Consider the following 17048-nt stretch of genomic DNA (forward strand, 5'->3'; position numbering starts at 1 on the left):
TAATGCAAGCAATGAATCTATCTAACCTTTCCAAAATCGAAAAAATTGGTCAGTTTTTCTTTCCTGCTGCATTTATTAATGACACGGATCAAGAAATAAAAGAAGTTGAAAAATTAATACAAGATCACAAAGTAGGAGGCCTTACCTTTTTTCATAGTAGAGCTAGTGCTGCTACCAACTTTGAAGGCAAGAAAAAAGTGATTCGAAATGAAGACAGCGCTAAACGACTAGCAGAACTTATAACACATTATCAAAACATAGCTCCTACTCCACTACTAATTAGTATTGATGCAGAATGGGGATTGGCTATGCGTGTAGAGAATACACCTCAATACCCTTATGCTATAACATTAGGAGCAATACCCGATGACCAATCAGATTTGATTACCGAAGTAGGAAAATACATAGGAAATGATCTTAAAAGTGTAGGAATTCACCTCAATCTAGCTCCTGTCGCCGATATTAATGTCAACCCTAATAACCCTGTAATCGGTTATCGTTCATTTGGTGAGAAAAAAGAACAGGTTACACTTAAATCTTTAGCATTTTACAAAGGACTTAAAGCTTCGGGAGTTTTAGGCTGTTTTAAGCATTTTCCAGGACACGGGGATACCGCTGTAGATTCGCACCTTGGACTTCCTGTAATCTCCAAAACCCGACAAGAATTATATGATGAAGAACTGTATCCATTTATAAAAGCAATAGCATCGGGAATTGATAGCATTTTGATCGGGCACCTCGCTGTACCTTCTTTAACCAAAGGAAAAGATATATCCGCTACTTTGTCAAAAGATATTATAAAAGGAGTATTAAGAAATGAATTGGGTTTCGAAGGTGTTGTTATTTCTGATGCCCTTAATATGCATAGTGTTTCTAAATTATATCCCGAAAAAGGAATATTAGAGTGGAAAGCATTTGATGCAGGTAATGACATTCTATGTTTTGCAGAGCATGTAGCAGAAGGTATTCGTATCATAGAAAAAAATGCAACCGACAAGCAAATTGAAGAAAGTTTTACAAGAATTCAAAAGCTTAAAAAGGATGCATTTGAAAAGAATATCTCGAACCCTACTTTTGATCCTGAAAAAGGAGTTTCTTTAAATAGTAACATTGCTAAAGCATCACTTACTCATTATAAGTCGGATAAAGAAAGTTTTGAAAAATTTGATACCGAAAGTTTTGAAGCTGTAGTTATAGGAAATAGCGAAAATTGTACCTTTTTCGAAGAAATTAAACAATACAAACAGTTTAATAAATCAAGATATACTCAACCATTTTCTACTACCATTTCTGGTAATAATATTCTTATAGCATTGTTTCCTCCTTCGATAAAACCAATGCATGAGTTTGGTATAGATCCAGAGATACGGCAAACTATAGAAAAACTAAGTAAGACAAAAAATGTAACTTTATATTTGTTTGGTAATCCATATGTTTTGAGAATATTACAGACTAAGAATATAAATAATATAGTACTTGTATATCAGAATTTTAAAACTTTTCAAGAGGTAGGAGCCAAACACTTTCTTGGGAAACATAAAGCCATTGGTCTATCTCCTGTACAACTTTCAATATAAAAAGATATGAGTTCGGTTAAAAATCAATACACTACAATCGGTTTAATGTCTGGGACTTCTCTTGACGGATTGGATATCGTTTATTGCTCATTTGAAAAGAAAAATGATACCTGGATATTCTCTATTATTAATAATGATAGTATTGATTATGACATTACTTTTAAAGAACAATTAAAAAACACAGTACATCTCGAACCAAGGGCTTTATTGACTTTTCATAACGAATATGGAAGTTGGTTGGGTAATCAGGTAAAAAAATTCATGAATCAAAACAATATTCAGGTAGATTTTGTAGCGAGTCATGGTCACACTGTTTTTCATCAACCCGAAATTGGATTAACATATCAAATAGGATCTGGACAACATCTGGCTAATGCATGTGAGCAAAAAGTAATCTGTGATTTTAGAACCAATGATGTTGCCCTGGGTGGCCAGGGAGCCCCTCTAGTTCCTATAGGTGATCAGTTGTTATTTGGTCAATATGATTTTTGTCTTAATTTGGGTGGGATTAGCAATATCTCTTTTAATAGTGGAGAAAAAAGAATTGCTTATGATATTTCGCCTGCCAATATGCTACTTAATTTTATTTGTTCGACTATAGATAAAGCATATGATAAAGGTGGGGCGATCGCTAAAACAGGTATCTTAAATCCTACCTTACTAGATACTTTAAATAATCTATCGTATTATAAGCTTCCGTTTCCAAAATCTTTAGGATATGAATGGTTTACCGAAGAAATGATGCCTATTATTGTTCATAATCAGGATTCTACAGAAAATATTTTACATACAGCCGTTCACCATATTGCTACTCAAATAGCAGATGCAATTAAAAAAACTAAGCATAAAAACAGTTCTATACTGGTAACCGGTGGTGGTGCAAAAAATGATTTTCTTATCCAAACATTGCAACAAAAATTAGACGGCTTTGCAACCGTAGTTATTCCATCAGAAGAGATTATTGATTTTAAAGAAGCACTGATCTTTGCTTTTATGGGAGTACTTAGAGAAAGAAATGAGGTAAATTGCCTGCAATCTGTTACCGGAGCCAGGAAAGATTCTTCCTCTGGAGTTCTATATTATCCGTCATAAAAACCTCTTGTATATTTCTTTGATCTAACAGAAGGTATACAATAACTTTTACGACAATAGAAATTTGATGCGCAATTACTCAAAAACAATCTTTAAATTTGTCAAAAAAATCAGAAATGCTAATTATCGGTATCGCCGGAGGAACAGGCTGTGGTAAAACTACTGTTGTCAATCAAATTGTAAATGAATTACCAGAAAATGAAGTTTGTGTCATATCACAAGACTCATACTATAAAGATACAAGTCATCTCACATACGAAGAACGAGTTAAAATAAACTTTGATCATCCACAATCTATAGATTTCGAACTATTAGGTCAACATTTGACCGCACTTAGAAAAGGTGAAACAATAGAACAACCTGTATATTCTTTTGTAGAACATAATCGTACTAGTGAAACTGTTAGTACAGCACCAAGCAAAGTAATCATCGTTGAAGGAATTTTAATACTTACCAATCCAAAAATCCGGGAAATGTTTGATATAAAAATATATGTACAAACAGATAGTGATGAACGACTAATACGGAGACTTAAAAGGGATATAGCAGAGCGTGGACGCGATATGGATGAAGTTTTGGATAGATACCAAAACACATTAAAACCTATGCATCAACAATTCATTGATCCAACCAAAGAATTTGCTGATCTTATTATACCCAACAACAACTATAATAATGTAGCTATTGATATTGTACGTACCATTATCAAAGAACGCTTGAATTAACTTTTGTACCTTTACAACGAATATTATTCTCAATTAGATTGAAGCTAAAACAATATTTTCAGAAACTAAAAAATAAACCGGCGTTGATCCCGATATTTGCCATATTTTTAAATAAATATGTACTCATTATTCTGTTATTTATAGTTTGGATGCTGTTTTTCGACACCAATTCCTGGTTGATTCATAGAGAATTAGATGAGGAAATCCAGGAGCTTGAAGATAATAAGGAATACTATATGAAGGAGATTGTAAAGGATCAGAAGGATATTAAAGTATTAAAAGACAGTAGCGAGCTTGAAAAATTCGCAAGAGAAGAATATTTTATGAAGCGAGATAATGAAGAAATATACATTATTGAGTATGAAGATAGTGTACCTAAAAACAAAAAAGATGACTAAATCCCTATTCGATGGTTTTGAAGAAGTTTCTGCAAAACAATGGAAACAAAAAATTCAATTTGATCTCAAAGGTGCAGATTATAATGAAGCATTGATTTATAAATCTTTAGAAGGTATTGACATAAAACCTTTTTACAACGAGGAGGACAGTATCGAAAACGGTTCTGTATCTCATCCTTCTACTTGGAAAAATTCTGTAAAAATAGTAGTCAGCACAGCTATTATTGGTAACCAAAAAGCCTTGGAAGCTATTAAAAAAGGTGCCGAAAGTATTCATTTTGTGATCTCACAAGAAGATATTGACCCAAAAAGTCTTTTACAACATATTACCTCTGATACTTCTGTTTTTATAGAAACTGAATTTCTTTCTCCTTCTTATGTTCAAAAACTAAATGATATTGCCAAAGAAATTAATCTAAGTATTTATATATTAACAGATATTATTAATAATCTGGCAAGTACAGGAAACTGGTATAAGACATTAAAAGAAGATCATGTTTCATTAGATCAAATCACTAAAAATAAACATCTAAAAAACAGTATTAGCATCAATATAGGGTTGTATCAAAATGCTGGCGCTACAATGGTACAACAATTAGCATATGGATTAGCTCATGCCAATGAATACTTAAATCATTTTGAGAACGCTACAAATACACTTTTAGAAAAAACGCCTGTAGTTTTTAAAGTTGCGGTGGGTGGTAATTACTTTTTTGAAATAGCTAAACTAAGAGCTCTTAGAATATTATGGAGCACCTTGGCCCCAGAATATAATGCTACAACAGAGTGCCATATTTTAGCATATCCATCATATAGAAACAAGACCATTCTGGATTATAATGTAAATATGTTACGTACTACTACAGAATGTATGAGTGCAATATTAGGAGGTGCCGATACCATTCAAAATCTACCTTATGACGATATTTATCATCTCGAAAATGATTTTGGGACGAGAATTTCGTTAAATCAACTTTTAATTCTAAAAAACGAAAGCTACTTTGATCTGGTTGCTAATCCTGCTTCAGGATCTTACTATATTGAGAGTATAACAAAACAAATGGCCGATAAAGCATTATCAATATTTAAAAATATTGAGGAAGGCGGTGGTTTCCTGAATCAATTAAAATCAGGAGTTATTCAGAAAAAAATAAAAGAAAGTGCCGAAAAAGAGCAAGAATTATTTAATAATCAAGAAATTATATTAACAGGGACCAATAAATATCAAAATCCCGAAGAACATATTCCAGAATTTCAAAAACCGGTATTTCCAGAAAAAAGAGTTCGAAAAACACTTTTATCTCCAATAATAGCAAAAAGATTGCCTCAGGAAATAGAAAGAAAAACCGTGAACTCATAGCATAAGTCGTTAATTTTTCGTACTTTACAAGGAAGCAATACTTTTTTTATAACTAAATATTAATCTCATGCCCCTAAAGATTAAATATACGGTTGTATTATTTTTTTTAGTTCTATTTATATGTACTACAGGTAATACTCAAGCCACTGAACAAAATTTTGACTGCCTCAAGATTGACAATCAAGGATTACTAAAACAATCTTTTGATTCCTTTGAAAAAGATTTATTTCATCATTATAAATTTAACAATGATACCATAAGAACGTACCAAACGTTTCTTAATGAAGTATATAGTTTATCCATAAACCTAAGAGAGCTTCCTTCTAAGAATTCTATACAACTAGCGCGTATATACAAGAAAAAAGCTACCGATAGAAATTCTCTTTGGGTTTTATTAAGTCAATATGATGAAGAAATGGTGGCTTCAAAAAATACTTCTGGCCCAAAAACTAATCAACAAAAAGAAGAAGAAGTTTTGACATTTAATTATCGTGGTGGGTTTATCCAATGCTTAAAAAACAATAGCAATAGCGAAGGGTTTAAGGATATTGTAAATACTTTAGAGCTTGATGGTAATGTAAGTCCTTCTCTAATCGCACAAAGATTGCATGATTTACCAAGAGAAGAATTTAACACCCATGAGGTAAAAAGTTTCATCGCTTTTGATATCTATTACTCTATTTTGTTAGTAATAGAGAAAGCATTTGGGTAATTACCTAAGAAAATATGACACCTATACATAAGTCACTTAAGGTGTTACCTCCTTATTTCATTTGATATTGAATTTCACAAAAAACAACGGCAATAATTTCGGATTTAAGAAAAAAATACAATAAAACGTTAATATTTGCTAACTTATTGTTAACTTCCCGGCTGAATTATAAAATTTAGCCTATACATTAACATTACTAAATCTAAATCAATGCCCCTTAAGATTAGATCTAGAATTATAGTCATAACTTTATTTATATGCTTAAAGGTGACTTATTCTCAGTCTGGTTATGACTGCCTTAGTGTAGATGAAACCGGTATCATAAAAAAAGCATATGATTCTTTTGAGAATGACCTATTTGCTCACTATAAATTTGGTACAGATTCTATAAAAACCTATCGAACTTTCTTAGCCGAGGTTGCCAGTTTATCGATTGATTTAAGAAAACTCCCATCTGATAACTCTATTAAACTCGCTCGAGAATTCAAAAAGATTGCTAATAATAAAAACTCTCTTTGGATCAAATTAAGCGAATACGAAAATCAAGAAGCTGTAAAAAAGTCTACACCCACTACAAGTAAAAAAAATGGAGAAGAAATCTTAATTTTCAATTATAGAGGCGGATATATTCAATGCCTTAAAAACACAAGTGATAGCGATGACTTTAAAGATATTATTTCTACTCTCGAAGAAGATGGTAATGTTAGTACTTCATTAATTTCGCAAAGAATCTACTATATTCCCGACAAAGAGTTTTGTGCAATAGAAATAAAAAACTTTATAGCTTTTGATGTATATTACTCCATCTTAATGGTTATCGAAAAGGCATTTAAGTAATTTTTTTACTATTCTCTAAAAACTTAAACTTGAATCCGTTTTTTTTTAATAAAAATCGTTTTTAAAACCTTAAATTTATAGCCTTGTTAATTTATCATTTTTAAAAATGAGGTTTTGAGTAATGAATAGAAAAGACGTACAACATATCCAGTTATCAAAAGAAGTTACCCTTGATAAACAGCAACAGATTTCTACATTTACTACTTCAGAGGGAGTTGATATAAAATCCTTTTACGAAAAAGATGATATTAGTGATGTAGATCATCTTAATTTTTCTGCTGGAGTCCCTCCCTATTTACGTGGTCCATATTCTACGATGTATGTTCGTAGACCTTGGACAATACGACAATATGCAGGTTTTTCTACTGCAGAAGAAAGTAATGCTTTTTATCGCAGAAACCTTGCTGCGGGACAAAAAGGACTATCTGTAGCTTTTGATCTGGCTACACACCGTGGATATGACAGTGATCATGAACGTGTGTTTGGTGATGTAGGTATGGCTGGAGTAGCGATTGATACTGTAGAGGATATGAAAGTTTTATTTGATCAGATTCCACTCGATAAAATGTCTGTTTCTATGACTATGAATGGAGCTGTTTTACCCATTATGGCATTTTATATTGTAGCAGCAGAAGAACAAGGTGTAGATAAAAACCTTCTTTCTGGAACTATTCAAAATGATATCTTAAAAGAGTTCATGGTACGTAATACTTACGTTTACCCTCCCGCTCCATCTATGCGAATCATTGGTGATATTTTTAAATATTGCTCTAAAAATATGCCAAAGTTTAACCCTATAAGTATCTCTGGTTACCACATGCAGGAAGCTGGTGCTACCTGTGATATCGAATTGGCATACACATTAGCAGATGGGTTAGAGTATATTAGAAAAGGAATTGAAGCAGGTATGGATGTCGATTCATTTGCACCGCGTCTTTCTTTCTTTTGGGCAATTGGCATGAATCATTTTATGGAAATTGCTAAAATGCGTGCAGCACGCATGCTATGGGCCAAATTGATCCAGCAGTTTAATCCAAAAAACCCAAAATCTTTAATGCTCCGTACGCATTGTCAAACTAGTGGATGGAGTCTTACTGCACAAGATCCATTTAATAATGTGGCACGTACTTGTATAGAAGCAAGTGCTGCTGCTTTTGGCGGAACACAGAGTTTACACACCAATGCACTAGATGAAGCCATTGCACTGCCTACAGATTTTTCTGCAAGAATTGCCAGAAATACACAGATATATCTACAAGAAGAAACTCAGATTACCCGCACAGTTGATCCATGGGCAGGGAGTTATTACGTAGAATCCTTAACTAACGATATTGCCGAAAAAGCTTGGAAGCTTATTGAAGAAGTAGAAGAACTGGGAGGAATGACCAAAGCTATTGAAGCAGGAATCCCAAAAATGAGAATAGAAGAAGCCGCTGCACGTAAACAAGCCAGAATCGATAGCGAACAAGACATCATCATAGGGGTTAATAAGTTTAAACTAGAAGAAGAAGAGGCTATTAGTACTCTAAAAGTAGATAATCAAGCTGTGAGAACTCAGCAAATAGAAGGACTTAATAAAGTAAAAGCTTCAAGAGATGAGCAGGCTGTACAAAAAGCATTGCATAATTTAACTATAGCAGCGACTAATGAAAGTCAAAATTTATTAGCTTTAGCAGTAGAAGCCGCAAGACTGAGAGCTACGCTAGGAGAAATCAGTGATGCCTTAGAAAAAGAGTTTGGAAGATATAAAGCAGAAATCAAATCATTTACGGGTGTGTATGCAAAAGAAATAAAAGATGATGCTTCTTTTAATAAAGCAAGAGAATTAGCAAATCAATACGCTAAATTAGAAGGTCGTAGACCGAGGATTATGATTGCCAAAATGGGACAAGATGGTCATGACCGTGGTGCAAAAGTAGTTGCAACCAGTTATGCCGATGTAGGTTTTGATGTAGATATTGGCCCGTTATTTCAAACTCCTGTTGAAGCCGCAAAACAAGCTGTAGAAAATGATGTACATATTGTAGGAGTATCTTCACTTGCTGGAGGGCATAAAACTTTGGTTCCTCAAATTGTCGAAGAGCTTAAAAAATATGGAAGAGAAGACATAATGGTTATTGTTGGTGGTGTGATCCCTCCTGATGACTACGATGTTCTCTTTGAAGCAGGTGCAGTTGCTATTTTTGGGCCAGGAACAAAAATAAGTGATGCAGCAATCACTATCTTAGAGATTTTAATTTCTGTATTTAAGTAGATATTATCTAAATATTGAGTTAAACTTAAACAATTGCATCTTGTGGTTATAACTATTGAGTTTGAATAGTTTTATATGATTTGTTTGATTTTCTCTTCCCCAATTCTTGTAAACTGTTGCTTTTAAATATGTGGGAGCATACTTTTTATTTCCTAGATAAGTGATATTTATAAGCCACTCTCCTTTACCTAAATCATAAATAAAAAATTCATCAGAAGAATATCCTTTTAGTTTCTCATCTGAAATACGATCACTATTTTTTGCCCAAGAATGCTCATAAACAAAAGAATTTAATTGAGGATCTACAAATTCCAATAAGAATTCTGCCTCAGAGGTATTCCATTCAAAAACAACACGAACATCACTGGTTAACGTTTCTTCTTCCTCTTTCTTAATCCTAAAAATTTCTTTAATTTTTGCTTCCTCTTTTTTTTGTGCATACAAGTACTTCATTTCATTATAAACAACTTGCTCTATACCCTTCTCTTCTAATTTAAAACCTCTGCGTAAATATCGTATATACATATCCCAAGCATTCTGATACTCTTTGTTTTCTGAATAAACATTAGCTAAGTCGCGAAATGATTGTGCATAAGATGGTCTTAAATGAATAATCTTATTATAAACATTCAAAGCTTTCAACTTTTCACCCAATTCCTGGTATTTGTAGGCAAGAGCTTTAAGTGCCTCTGCATTTTTATCAAACATCTTTTCCATATCTGCCAGCACTAACAAGGAAAGTTTGTTGTTTTCTTTTTCTTGCCTAAAGTAATTAGCTACATCAAGATAAAAACTTGGTGAATTTTGATATTTTGCAGATAGGGTTTTATAGGTTTCATACACTTTTTTTTCGCTGATATTCGAATCTGTTTTCTCTAAGACACCTATAATATTAGATTCTTTATCAATATAAGGAAAAGCATTATTTTGATACTGATTTTCATTGGTTCCAAGCTTTCTTTTAAGTGTTTTACGCAACATAGAACTCTTTGTAGTAACAACAATAACTCCTCCTGCTCCTCTTGTTCCATATTTTGTTCTTGCCGCAACAGATCTAAGTACGGCTACATATGCAATATCATTCAAATCAATATGGGGTGCTTCCTCATAAACAAAGCCATCAACATCCCAAATTGCCAGTCCACTTCCTTCATTAAACATAGTATAAACTCTAGGTAAAATTCTAACTCTTTTTTTACCATGCCCCACTGTCATACCTTCATTACCTACAGGATCCGAACCTTGATAGACAACACCATAAATTGGAATACGTCCCCTAATCGCTTCTATTAAATCAATAGCTCCTACATTAAGATCTTCTCCTTTTACAATTTTAGAAGCAAATGGTGAACTTCTTAGATCAATTTCCCCATATGCTGTTTTCAGTTTAGATAATTTAGGCTTATTCTTCATAGAATGTTTCTCATGACGATTAGTTTTAACTAATACTTCATCTAGTGTATTGACATCTTCGATCATCTTTATATTAAGAAACTGAGTGACATCTTCTACAATAACTTCTACTGGTTTTTTTCCTACAAAAGAAAAATAAATGACTTCTTTTTCTGAAGCCTCTATATAATAATATCCATTTTCATCGGTAATAGTTCTTCTATTTTTATCTTGTATTGAAACATTTACATTCTTTAGAGGGATATTATTTGAAGTAACATATCCATAGATTCTATTTAGGTTTGATTTAGACTGAGCAAAAAGGGCAGGAAAATTCCCCATTATCGTCATGATTAAAATCATCAAAAAAGCTGAGTGTTTTTTTGCAGGCATTATGAGTAGAATTAAATGAAGAAATCAACCTTATAAAGGTTATTACGAATTTGATTTTAATTCATTTTTTAACTCCACAAAGATTTTGCCGTATTTATGCATAGAGACGATAAATAGTAATTTTTATGTTTTTATTAACTATTTAAGTAATCAATATTCTGAATTAGGTAGTTTTGAATTCAATTTTAATAGTCCCATTTTATAATTTTTTCTTTTGAGTTTAAAAAGTTTGACCTCTTTGGTTTGATTAATCTTACCCCAATTTCTATATACTGAGGCTTTTACATAAGAAGGTTTATCCTTTTTATTTCCTAAATATGTTATATTAATAAACCAATTCCCCTCGGTCAAATCATAAAGATAAAATTCATTAGAAGAATATCCTCTTTGCTTTTCATCCATAATACGGTTACTATCCTTTTCCTGAGAATGCTCAAAATTAAATGCTCTAGATTGGGGATCAACAAATTCTATTGCAAACTCTGCTTCAGAGGTATCCCACTCAAACACTAAACGGATATCGCTTTTTGAATTTTGCAATCCCAATCCCTTAATCTCAGAATTTTCTTTAATACCAGCTGCTCCCTTTTTTAGTGTATATAAAAATGCCATCTCACTATATACCACTTTTTCAATCCCTTCTTCAAGTATATAATTACCTTCTCGTAAATATTGAAGATACATATTCCAGGCTTTTTTATATTGTTTATTCTCTGTATATGCATTTGCCAGATCTCTATATGATTGTGCATAAGATGGTCTTAATTCTACAAGTTTGGTATATACATCAACAGCTTTTTGATGTAAACCTCGTTCTTGATATGTATATGCGATAGCCTTCAATGCTTCTGGGTCATTCTTAAAAATATCTTGAGCATCAGATAGCACCTGTAACGATATGGAATCGTTGTTTTTCTCCGTTTTAAAATATTTAGAAACATCCAGATAAAAATCAGGAGTTTCTAAATAATTAGAGGAAAGTCCCTGAAAAAATTTAGACAATGTTTCATGATCAGAAATTGTATCCAGAGTGGTAAGGAAAGGAGTCTTAGATTCTACCGAGGTATAAGGAACAGCTCCATTCCCATAACCATTTTGTTTTCCTTTTTTCTTCTTTCTTTTTTTTTGTTTTTTTGATTTGACACCTATGGTTCTTACAACAATTACACCTCCCGACCCTCGCATACCATATTTTGTAGTTGCGGACACGGATTTTAGCACAGTAACTTTATCAATATCTCCTACTGCCAAGTTAGGAGGATATTCGTATACAGTACCATCAATATCCCAAATTGCTAAACTTTCTTCAGGGCTTGAAATAGACAAATTAGGCACTATTCGTACTCTACCTTTTTCAATACTTAGATATTTTACAATACCACTTAGTGTTTCAATTAAGCTGGTTCCTTGAACTGTAAGCTCTTTACCTCTAATCTTCTTTATTCTGCCATATGAGACACTTTTTTTATTGATTTTCCCATAAGAAGTTGTTATTGTAGACTCTTCTTCTTCTCTATAACTATTCTTCTTTTTATTAGTCTTAAGCACCACTTCTCCAAGTTCATTTAACTCATCAACCATAGCTATATTAAGACGTTTAGTGACGTCTTCAACCATAATCTCAACTGGCTTCATACCAACAGAAGAAAACTCTATAATTTCTTTCTCAGCAGCTTTAATTTTATAATACCCTTTTTTATTTGTAGTTGTTTTTACACCTGTATTCTTTACTATGACATTTGCATTTTCTATAGGAGAATCATTATAAGTTACATATCCCGAAATTTCCTTTAGTTTTGATCTTGACTGACCAAAGACAGAAGCATAATTTCCCATGATTACCACTAGAAATAAGGTTTTAAAAACTAAATGCTTTTTTAAAATCATTTTGCTAATAAAATAAGCAGTATATATTCCTATCGTGCACAGGGGTAGTTGTTTCGCTTTTATAATCATAATTTCAATAATATATTCCTTTTCCCAAATAATACACACCAAAAATAGTGGTAGTGTTTTTATAAAAATACACAAAAATAATTAGGCAATGTTATGGAAGTATGACGTATGACTTTTCTAATGATTATAGGTAATCACAATAATTAGATAATTATTTTTTAATCCCACACTACTTTAAGCATTATAAATAATAGTATTTTAGCTAAACATTAAAAAGAAAACAAAAATAAACTATGCATGCATAGTTTATAATTATAACTTGTTATCTTAGCAGAATACTGATACAAATATGAATTATAAAGATAAAATGCTTCGTGATGGAGCACTAAAAGGAAAAAATATCGTTGTTACCGGTGGGGGTAGCGGATTAGGAAAATCTATGACGAGATATTTTCTAGAACTTGGAGCCAATGTTGCCATTACTTCGCGTAATCTAGAAAAATTACAAAACACGGCCAAAGAGCTAGAATCAGAAACAGGCGGTACCTGTTTACCAGTGCAATGTGATGTAAGAGAATATGATCAAGTAGAAGCAATGAGAGACAAGGTTCTTGAAGCTTTTGGTTCGGTAGATGTGTTACTTAATAATGCTGCAGGAAATTTTATTTCTCCTACAGAGCGTTTATCGCATCGTGCATTTGATATCATTATTGACATTGTGTTAAAAGGCACTAAAAACTGTACACTAGCTTTTGGAAAACACTGGATTAAAAATAATTACAAAAACACTGTCGTTCTAAATATCGTGACAACATATGCCTGGACAGGTTCGGCGTATGTAGTACCTAGTGCTACTGCAAAAGCGGGAGTTTTAGCAATGACCCGATCATTAGCTGTAGAATGGGCAAAATACGGAATGCGTTTTAATGCGATCGCTCCGGGTCCTTTTCCTACAAAAGGAGCATGGGACCGCCTTTTACCAGGTGATTTAAAAGATAAGATCGATATGGCTAAACAAGTACCTTTAGCTCGTGTAGGGGATCATCAGGAACTTGCTAATCTTGCGGCTTATTTGGTATCTGATTTTTCTGCCTATGTAAATGGCGAAGTTGTTACATTAGATGGTGGTGAATGGTTAAAAGGAGCAGGACAATTTAATCTTCTTGAACAAATCCCCGAAGAAATGTGGGATCAACTGGAAGCAATGATCAGAGCAAAAAAAAATAAATAAGTATTTATTAACAATAATAAAAGTACGTTAGACCATCCTTAAAGGGGGATGGTCTTTTTTTTTCCTACTGTTAACATTTTTCATTTTTATAATATATAATAAATTGTATTTTTATCGCTACTAAATCCAAATCTCCCCTCATGGGTAAAATAATAGCAATTGCAAATCAAAAAGGTGGTGTAGGTAAAACTACCACCTCTGTAAACTTAGCGGCTTCTCTAGGTGTTTTAGAGAAAAAAGTACTCCTTATCGATGCAGATCCACAGGCCAATGCAACTTCTGGACTAGGGTTAGATGTCGAAAATATTGAAAAAGGGACGTATCAAATTCTAGAACATACCATAAAGTCTGAAGATGCAATTTTAGAAACCAATTCTCCTAATGTGCATATTATCCCTGCACATATTGACTTGGTTGCAATAGAAATAGAGCTTGTTGATAAAGATCAACGTGAGTATATGATGAAAAAAGCAATCGAAGGGTTAAAGTCAAAATATGACTATATCCTCATAGATTGTGCACCTTCTCTCGGCTTGTTAACTTTAAATGCGTTAACCGCCGCTGATTCGGTAATGATTCCTATTCAGTGTGAATATTTTGCATTAGAAGGGCTAGGAAAACTTTTAAACACAGTAAAAAGCGTACAAAAAATCCATAATAAAAATTTGGATATCGAAGGGTTATTGTTAACGATGTATGACTCTAGATTAAGATTATCTAATCAGGTAGTAGAAGAAGTTCAAAAACACTTTAATGAAATGGTGTTTAAAACTATCATTCAGAGGAATATTCGTTTAAGTGAGGCTCCAAGTTACGGTGAAAGCATAATTAATTATGATGCTTCTAGTAAAGGTGCTAGTAATTACTTAAGTTTGGCACACGAAATTATTAAGAAAAATAGTTAAGGATTCATGGCGAAGGCAACTAAAAAGCAGGCACTAGGAAGAGGATTATCGGCACTATTAAAAGATCCTGATAATGATATACAATCAGTAGAGGACAAAAATGCAGATAAAGTAGTTGGTAATATTATAGAATTAGATCTAAATAGTATAGATGTAAATCCATTTCAGCCTCGTACTAGTTTTAATGATGAGACATTACGAGAACTTGCAACCTCGATAAAAGAAGTTGGCGTTATACAGCCAATCACAGTTCGTAAATTAGATTTTGACAATTATCAGTTAGTAAGTGGAGAACGTCGTTTTCGAGCTTCAAAATTAGCTGGATTAAAAACAATACCTGCATATATTCGTATTGCCAATGACCAGGAGTCATTAACAATGGCATTGGTAGAGAATATTCAACGACAGGATTTAGATCCTATTGAAATTGCCCTATCATACCAACGTCTCATCGATGAGATTAGTCTGACACAAGAGCAATTGAGTGATAGAGTAGGAAAAAAAAGATCTACTATTGCTAATTATTTAAGATTACTAAAACTAGATCCTATTGTACAAACAGGTATGCGAGATGGTTTTATATCTATGGGACATGGTCGTGCTTTGATAAATATTGAAGATCAGCAACAACAACTGGATATTTATGAGAGTATTATAGGAAAATCATTATCTGTTCGGGATACCGAAAAAATAGTTAGATCCCTTAATGATAAAACAGAAGATACCCCAAACACAAAGGTTTCTTCTTCTAATAATCAGCTACCAAAACACATTGCCAAAGGGGTAAAAGAGTTTTCAGACTATTTTGGCGCAAAAATTGATATAAAAGTTTCTGGTAAAGGAAGTGGAAAACTTATTATACCATTTTCTTCAGAAGAAGATTTTAAACGCTTAAAGAAACTTATAGATAGTGAAGATTAAATTCTTTTATATTATTTTTTTTGTACTACTTTCTATTCAAAATATTCTTTCTCAAGAAAATGAAGAATTAAAAGTTATTACAGAGGAAGTTCCTGTAAAAAAGAAAAAAAGGGAAAGGAAAATACGTCCTTATGAGCCTTTAGCTCCGGCTAGAGCAGCATTTTATTCTGCAGTTCTACCAGGATTAGGACAAGCATACACTAAGAAATATTGGAAAATCCCTATCGTATATGCAGCATTAGGAGCAGGTATTTATTTCTATATCGATAATAACAATAATTATAATCGCTTTCGGGATATATACAAACGAAGACTGGCAGGTTTTACAGATGATGAGTTTCCTAATATAACAAATGATCAATTAATATCATTGCAAGAACGTTTTCGTCGGGATAAAGAATTATCACTGTTAATAACAGTAGGAGTTTATCTTTTAAATATTGTAGATGCAAATGTGACAGCTCATTTATTACAATATAATGTAACCGAAGATCTCTCGTTCAAACCAAAAATAAATTTTAATGAGTTTGATACCAAACCAAATTACGGCGTATCACTCAACTATAGCTTTTAAGAAATACTAATCCTTAAGAGCTTAGTGAATTAATATCAACCAAAATATGAAAATTGCACTACTGGGATATGGCAAAATGGGTAAAACCATAGAAAAGATCGCAATAGAAAGAGGTCATACCATAGTACTTAAAGTAGATAAAGGTGATACTACATATGATCTTTCTGAAGCCGATGTAGCTATTGATTTTAGTATTCCTGACGCAGCAGTAAATAATATCACCAATTGTTTTAATGCCAATGTTCCTGTAATATCCGGTACAACGGGATGGCTAGATCATTATGATGATATCCTTGAATTATGTAATGAAAAAAAAGGAGGTTTCATTTATGCTTCAAATTATAGTTTGGGGGTGAATTTATTCTTCGAGCTTAATAAAAAGCTTGCCAAGATGATGAACCCTTTAGAAGGGTACGCTATAGCTATGGAAGAAATTCATCATACCGAAAAACTGGATGCTCCGAGTGGTACTGCAATAACACTTGCAGAGGGAGTTATTCAAAATACAGATAAAAAGGCATGGCAATTGGATAAAGGTGATGAAAACACCATCCCGATTGTTGCAAAAAGAATTGATAAAGTTCCCGGCACTCATACCATAACATACTCTTCTCTGGTTGATGATATAGAAATCAAACACACTGCACATAATCGTAATGGTTTTGCACTAGGTGCTGTTGTAGCCGCCGAATGGCTAAAAGACAAAACCGGAGTTTATAGTATGAAAGATGTACTAGGTTTATAAAAAGTGTAACACTTTACAGATAAAAGGGACTTATAT

General features: G+C 32.8%; 15 protein-coding genes. 13 read left to right on the forward strand and 2 right to left on the reverse strand.

The window, feature by feature from the left end:
• Positions 1–2: 2 nt before the first annotated feature.
• The 8 genes from DG435_RS07045 to scpA all read left to right on the forward strand — a co-directional run bounded on the left by DG435_RS07045 (position 3) and on the right by scpA (position 8955).
• The gene (locus DG435_RS07045) at positions 3–1577 is read left to right on the forward strand and encodes a glycoside hydrolase family 3 protein (protein ID WP_234387094.1); all 1575 of its coding nucleotides are present in this window, start codon (positions 3–5) and stop codon (positions 1575–1577) included.
• Between the two features lie 6 nt (positions 1578–1583).
• Positions 1584–2669 carry an anhydro-N-acetylmuramic acid kinase gene (locus DG435_RS07050; RefSeq protein WP_106792691.1) on the forward strand — a complete coding sequence of 362 codons (1086 nt, stop codon included), beginning with the start codon at positions 1584–1586 and terminating at the stop codon, positions 2667–2669.
• 116 nt (positions 2670–2785) lie between these two features.
• Positions 2786–3394, forward strand: coding sequence for a uridine kinase (udk, locus tag DG435_RS07055; RefSeq protein ID WP_106792690.1), 609 nt, complete (start codon positions 2786–2788; stop codon positions 3392–3394).
• 83 nt (positions 3395–3477) lie between these two features.
• Entirely contained in the window at positions 3478–3792 is a 315-nt protein-coding gene (locus DG435_RS07060; protein ID WP_051473670.1) for a septum formation initiator family protein, read from the forward strand.
• Positions 3785–5152: a methylmalonyl-CoA mutase subunit beta gene (locus DG435_RS07065; RefSeq protein WP_106792689.1), complete on the forward strand. Its 1368-nt coding sequence runs from the start codon at positions 3785–3787 to the stop codon at positions 5150–5152. Before DG435_RS07060 ends, DG435_RS07065 begins: the two co-directional genes overlap by 8 nt.
• Before the next feature lie 67 nt (positions 5153–5219).
• Positions 5220–5864 (forward strand): hypothetical protein, encoded by a 645-nt coding sequence (locus DG435_RS07070; protein WP_106792688.1) that lies wholly within the window; start codon positions 5220–5222, stop codon positions 5862–5864.
• Positions 5865–6074: 210 nt separating this feature from the next.
• Positions 6075–6701, forward strand: coding sequence for a hypothetical protein (locus tag DG435_RS07075; RefSeq protein ID WP_159025579.1), 627 nt, complete (start codon positions 6075–6077; stop codon positions 6699–6701).
• 121 nt (positions 6702–6822) lie between these two features.
• Positions 6823–8955: a methylmalonyl-CoA mutase gene (gene scpA, locus DG435_RS07080; protein ID WP_106792686.1), complete on the forward strand. Its 2133-nt coding sequence runs from the start codon at positions 6823–6825 to the stop codon at positions 8953–8955.
• Positions 8956–8958: 3 nt separating this feature from the next.
• On the opposite strand, the gene DG435_RS07085 is transcribed toward scpA, so the two are convergent.
• The gene (locus DG435_RS07085) at positions 8959–10689 is read right to left on the reverse strand and encodes a carboxypeptidase-like regulatory domain-containing protein (protein WP_159025578.1); all 1731 of its coding nucleotides are present in this window, start codon (positions 10687–10689) and stop codon (positions 8959–8961) included.
• A 201-nt stretch (positions 10690–10890) separates the two neighbouring features.
• Positions 10891–12696 carry a carboxypeptidase-like regulatory domain-containing protein gene (locus DG435_RS07090; protein WP_159025577.1) on the reverse strand — a complete coding sequence of 602 codons (1806 nt, stop codon included), beginning with the start codon at positions 12694–12696 and terminating at the stop codon, positions 10891–10893.
• 289 nt (positions 12697–12985) lie between these two features.
• On the opposite strand from DG435_RS07090, the gene DG435_RS07095 reads away from it, so the two are divergent.
• The 5 genes from DG435_RS07095 (at position 12986) to dapB (ending at position 17012) form a co-directional block, all read left to right on the forward strand.
• Entirely contained in the window at positions 12986–13867 is an 882-nt protein-coding gene (locus DG435_RS07095) for an SDR family oxidoreductase (protein WP_024768662.1), read from the forward strand.
• Positions 13868–14007: 140 nt separating this feature from the next.
• A complete protein-coding gene (locus tag DG435_RS07100) occupies positions 14008–14772 on the forward strand; it encodes a ParA family protein (protein WP_106792683.1) in 765 nt (254 codons plus the stop codon).
• 6 nt (positions 14773–14778) lie between these two features.
• On the forward strand, positions 14779–15693 hold the full coding sequence (locus tag DG435_RS07105) for a ParB/RepB/Spo0J family partition protein (RefSeq protein WP_106792682.1): 915 nt from the start codon (positions 14779–14781) through the stop codon (positions 15691–15693).
• A complete protein-coding gene (locus tag DG435_RS07110; protein ID WP_369871758.1) occupies positions 15683–16267 on the forward strand; it encodes a DUF5683 domain-containing protein in 585 nt (194 codons plus the stop codon). The genes DG435_RS07105 and DG435_RS07110 overlap by 11 nt, the downstream gene beginning before the upstream one ends.
• 46 nt (positions 16268–16313) lie before the next feature.
• On the forward strand, positions 16314–17012 hold the full coding sequence (dapB, locus tag DG435_RS07115) for a 4-hydroxy-tetrahydrodipicolinate reductase (protein ID WP_106792681.1): 699 nt from the start codon (positions 16314–16316) through the stop codon (positions 17010–17012).
• Positions 17013–17048: the final 36 nt, after the last annotated feature.

Source organism: Aquimarina sp. Aq78 (genome assembly GCF_900299525.1).
Taxonomy (GTDB): domain Bacteria; phylum Bacteroidota; class Bacteroidia; order Flavobacteriales; family Flavobacteriaceae; genus Aquimarina.

Bases quoted from the DNA above. Each gene is read 5' to 3' on its own strand.
- DG435_RS07045 (WP_234387094.1), top strand. From the start codon at position 3: ATGCAAGCAATGAATCTATCTAACCTTTCCAAAATCGAAAAAATTGGT.
- DG435_RS07050 (WP_106792691.1), top strand. From the start codon at position 1,584: ATGAGTTCGGTTAAAAATCAATACACTACAATCGGTTTAATGTCTGGG.
- udk (WP_106792690.1), top strand. From the start codon at position 2,786: ATGCTAATTATCGGTATCGCCGGAGGAACAGGCTGTGGTAAAACTACT.
- DG435_RS07065 (WP_106792689.1), top strand. From the start codon at position 3,785: ATGACTAAATCCCTATTCGATGGTTTTGAAGAAGTTTCTGCAAAACAA.
- DG435_RS07070 (WP_106792688.1), top strand. From the start codon at position 5,220: ATGCCCCTAAAGATTAAATATACGGTTGTATTATTTTTTTTAGTTCTA.
- DG435_RS07075 (WP_159025579.1), top strand. From the start codon at position 6,075: ATGCCCCTTAAGATTAGATCTAGAATTATAGTCATAACTTTATTTATA.
- scpA (WP_106792686.1), top strand. From the start codon at position 6,823: ATGAATAGAAAAGACGTACAACATATCCAGTTATCAAAAGAAGTTACC.
- DG435_RS07085 (WP_159025578.1), bottom strand. From the start codon at position 10,689: ATGGGGAATTTTCCTGCCCTTTTTGCTCAGTCTAAATCAAACCTAAAT.
- DG435_RS07090 (WP_159025577.1), bottom strand. From the start codon at position 12,696: ATGATTATAAAAGCGAAACAACTACCCCTGTGCACGATAGGAATATAT.
- DG435_RS07095 (WP_024768662.1), top strand. From the start codon at position 12,986: ATGAATTATAAAGATAAAATGCTTCGTGATGGAGCACTAAAAGGAAAA.
- DG435_RS07100 (WP_106792683.1), top strand. From the start codon at position 14,008: ATGGGTAAAATAATAGCAATTGCAAATCAAAAAGGTGGTGTAGGTAAA.
- DG435_RS07105 (WP_106792682.1), top strand. From the start codon at position 14,779: ATGGCGAAGGCAACTAAAAAGCAGGCACTAGGAAGAGGATTATCGGCA.
- dapB (WP_106792681.1), top strand. From the start codon at position 16,314: ATGAAAATTGCACTACTGGGATATGGCAAAATGGGTAAAACCATAGAA.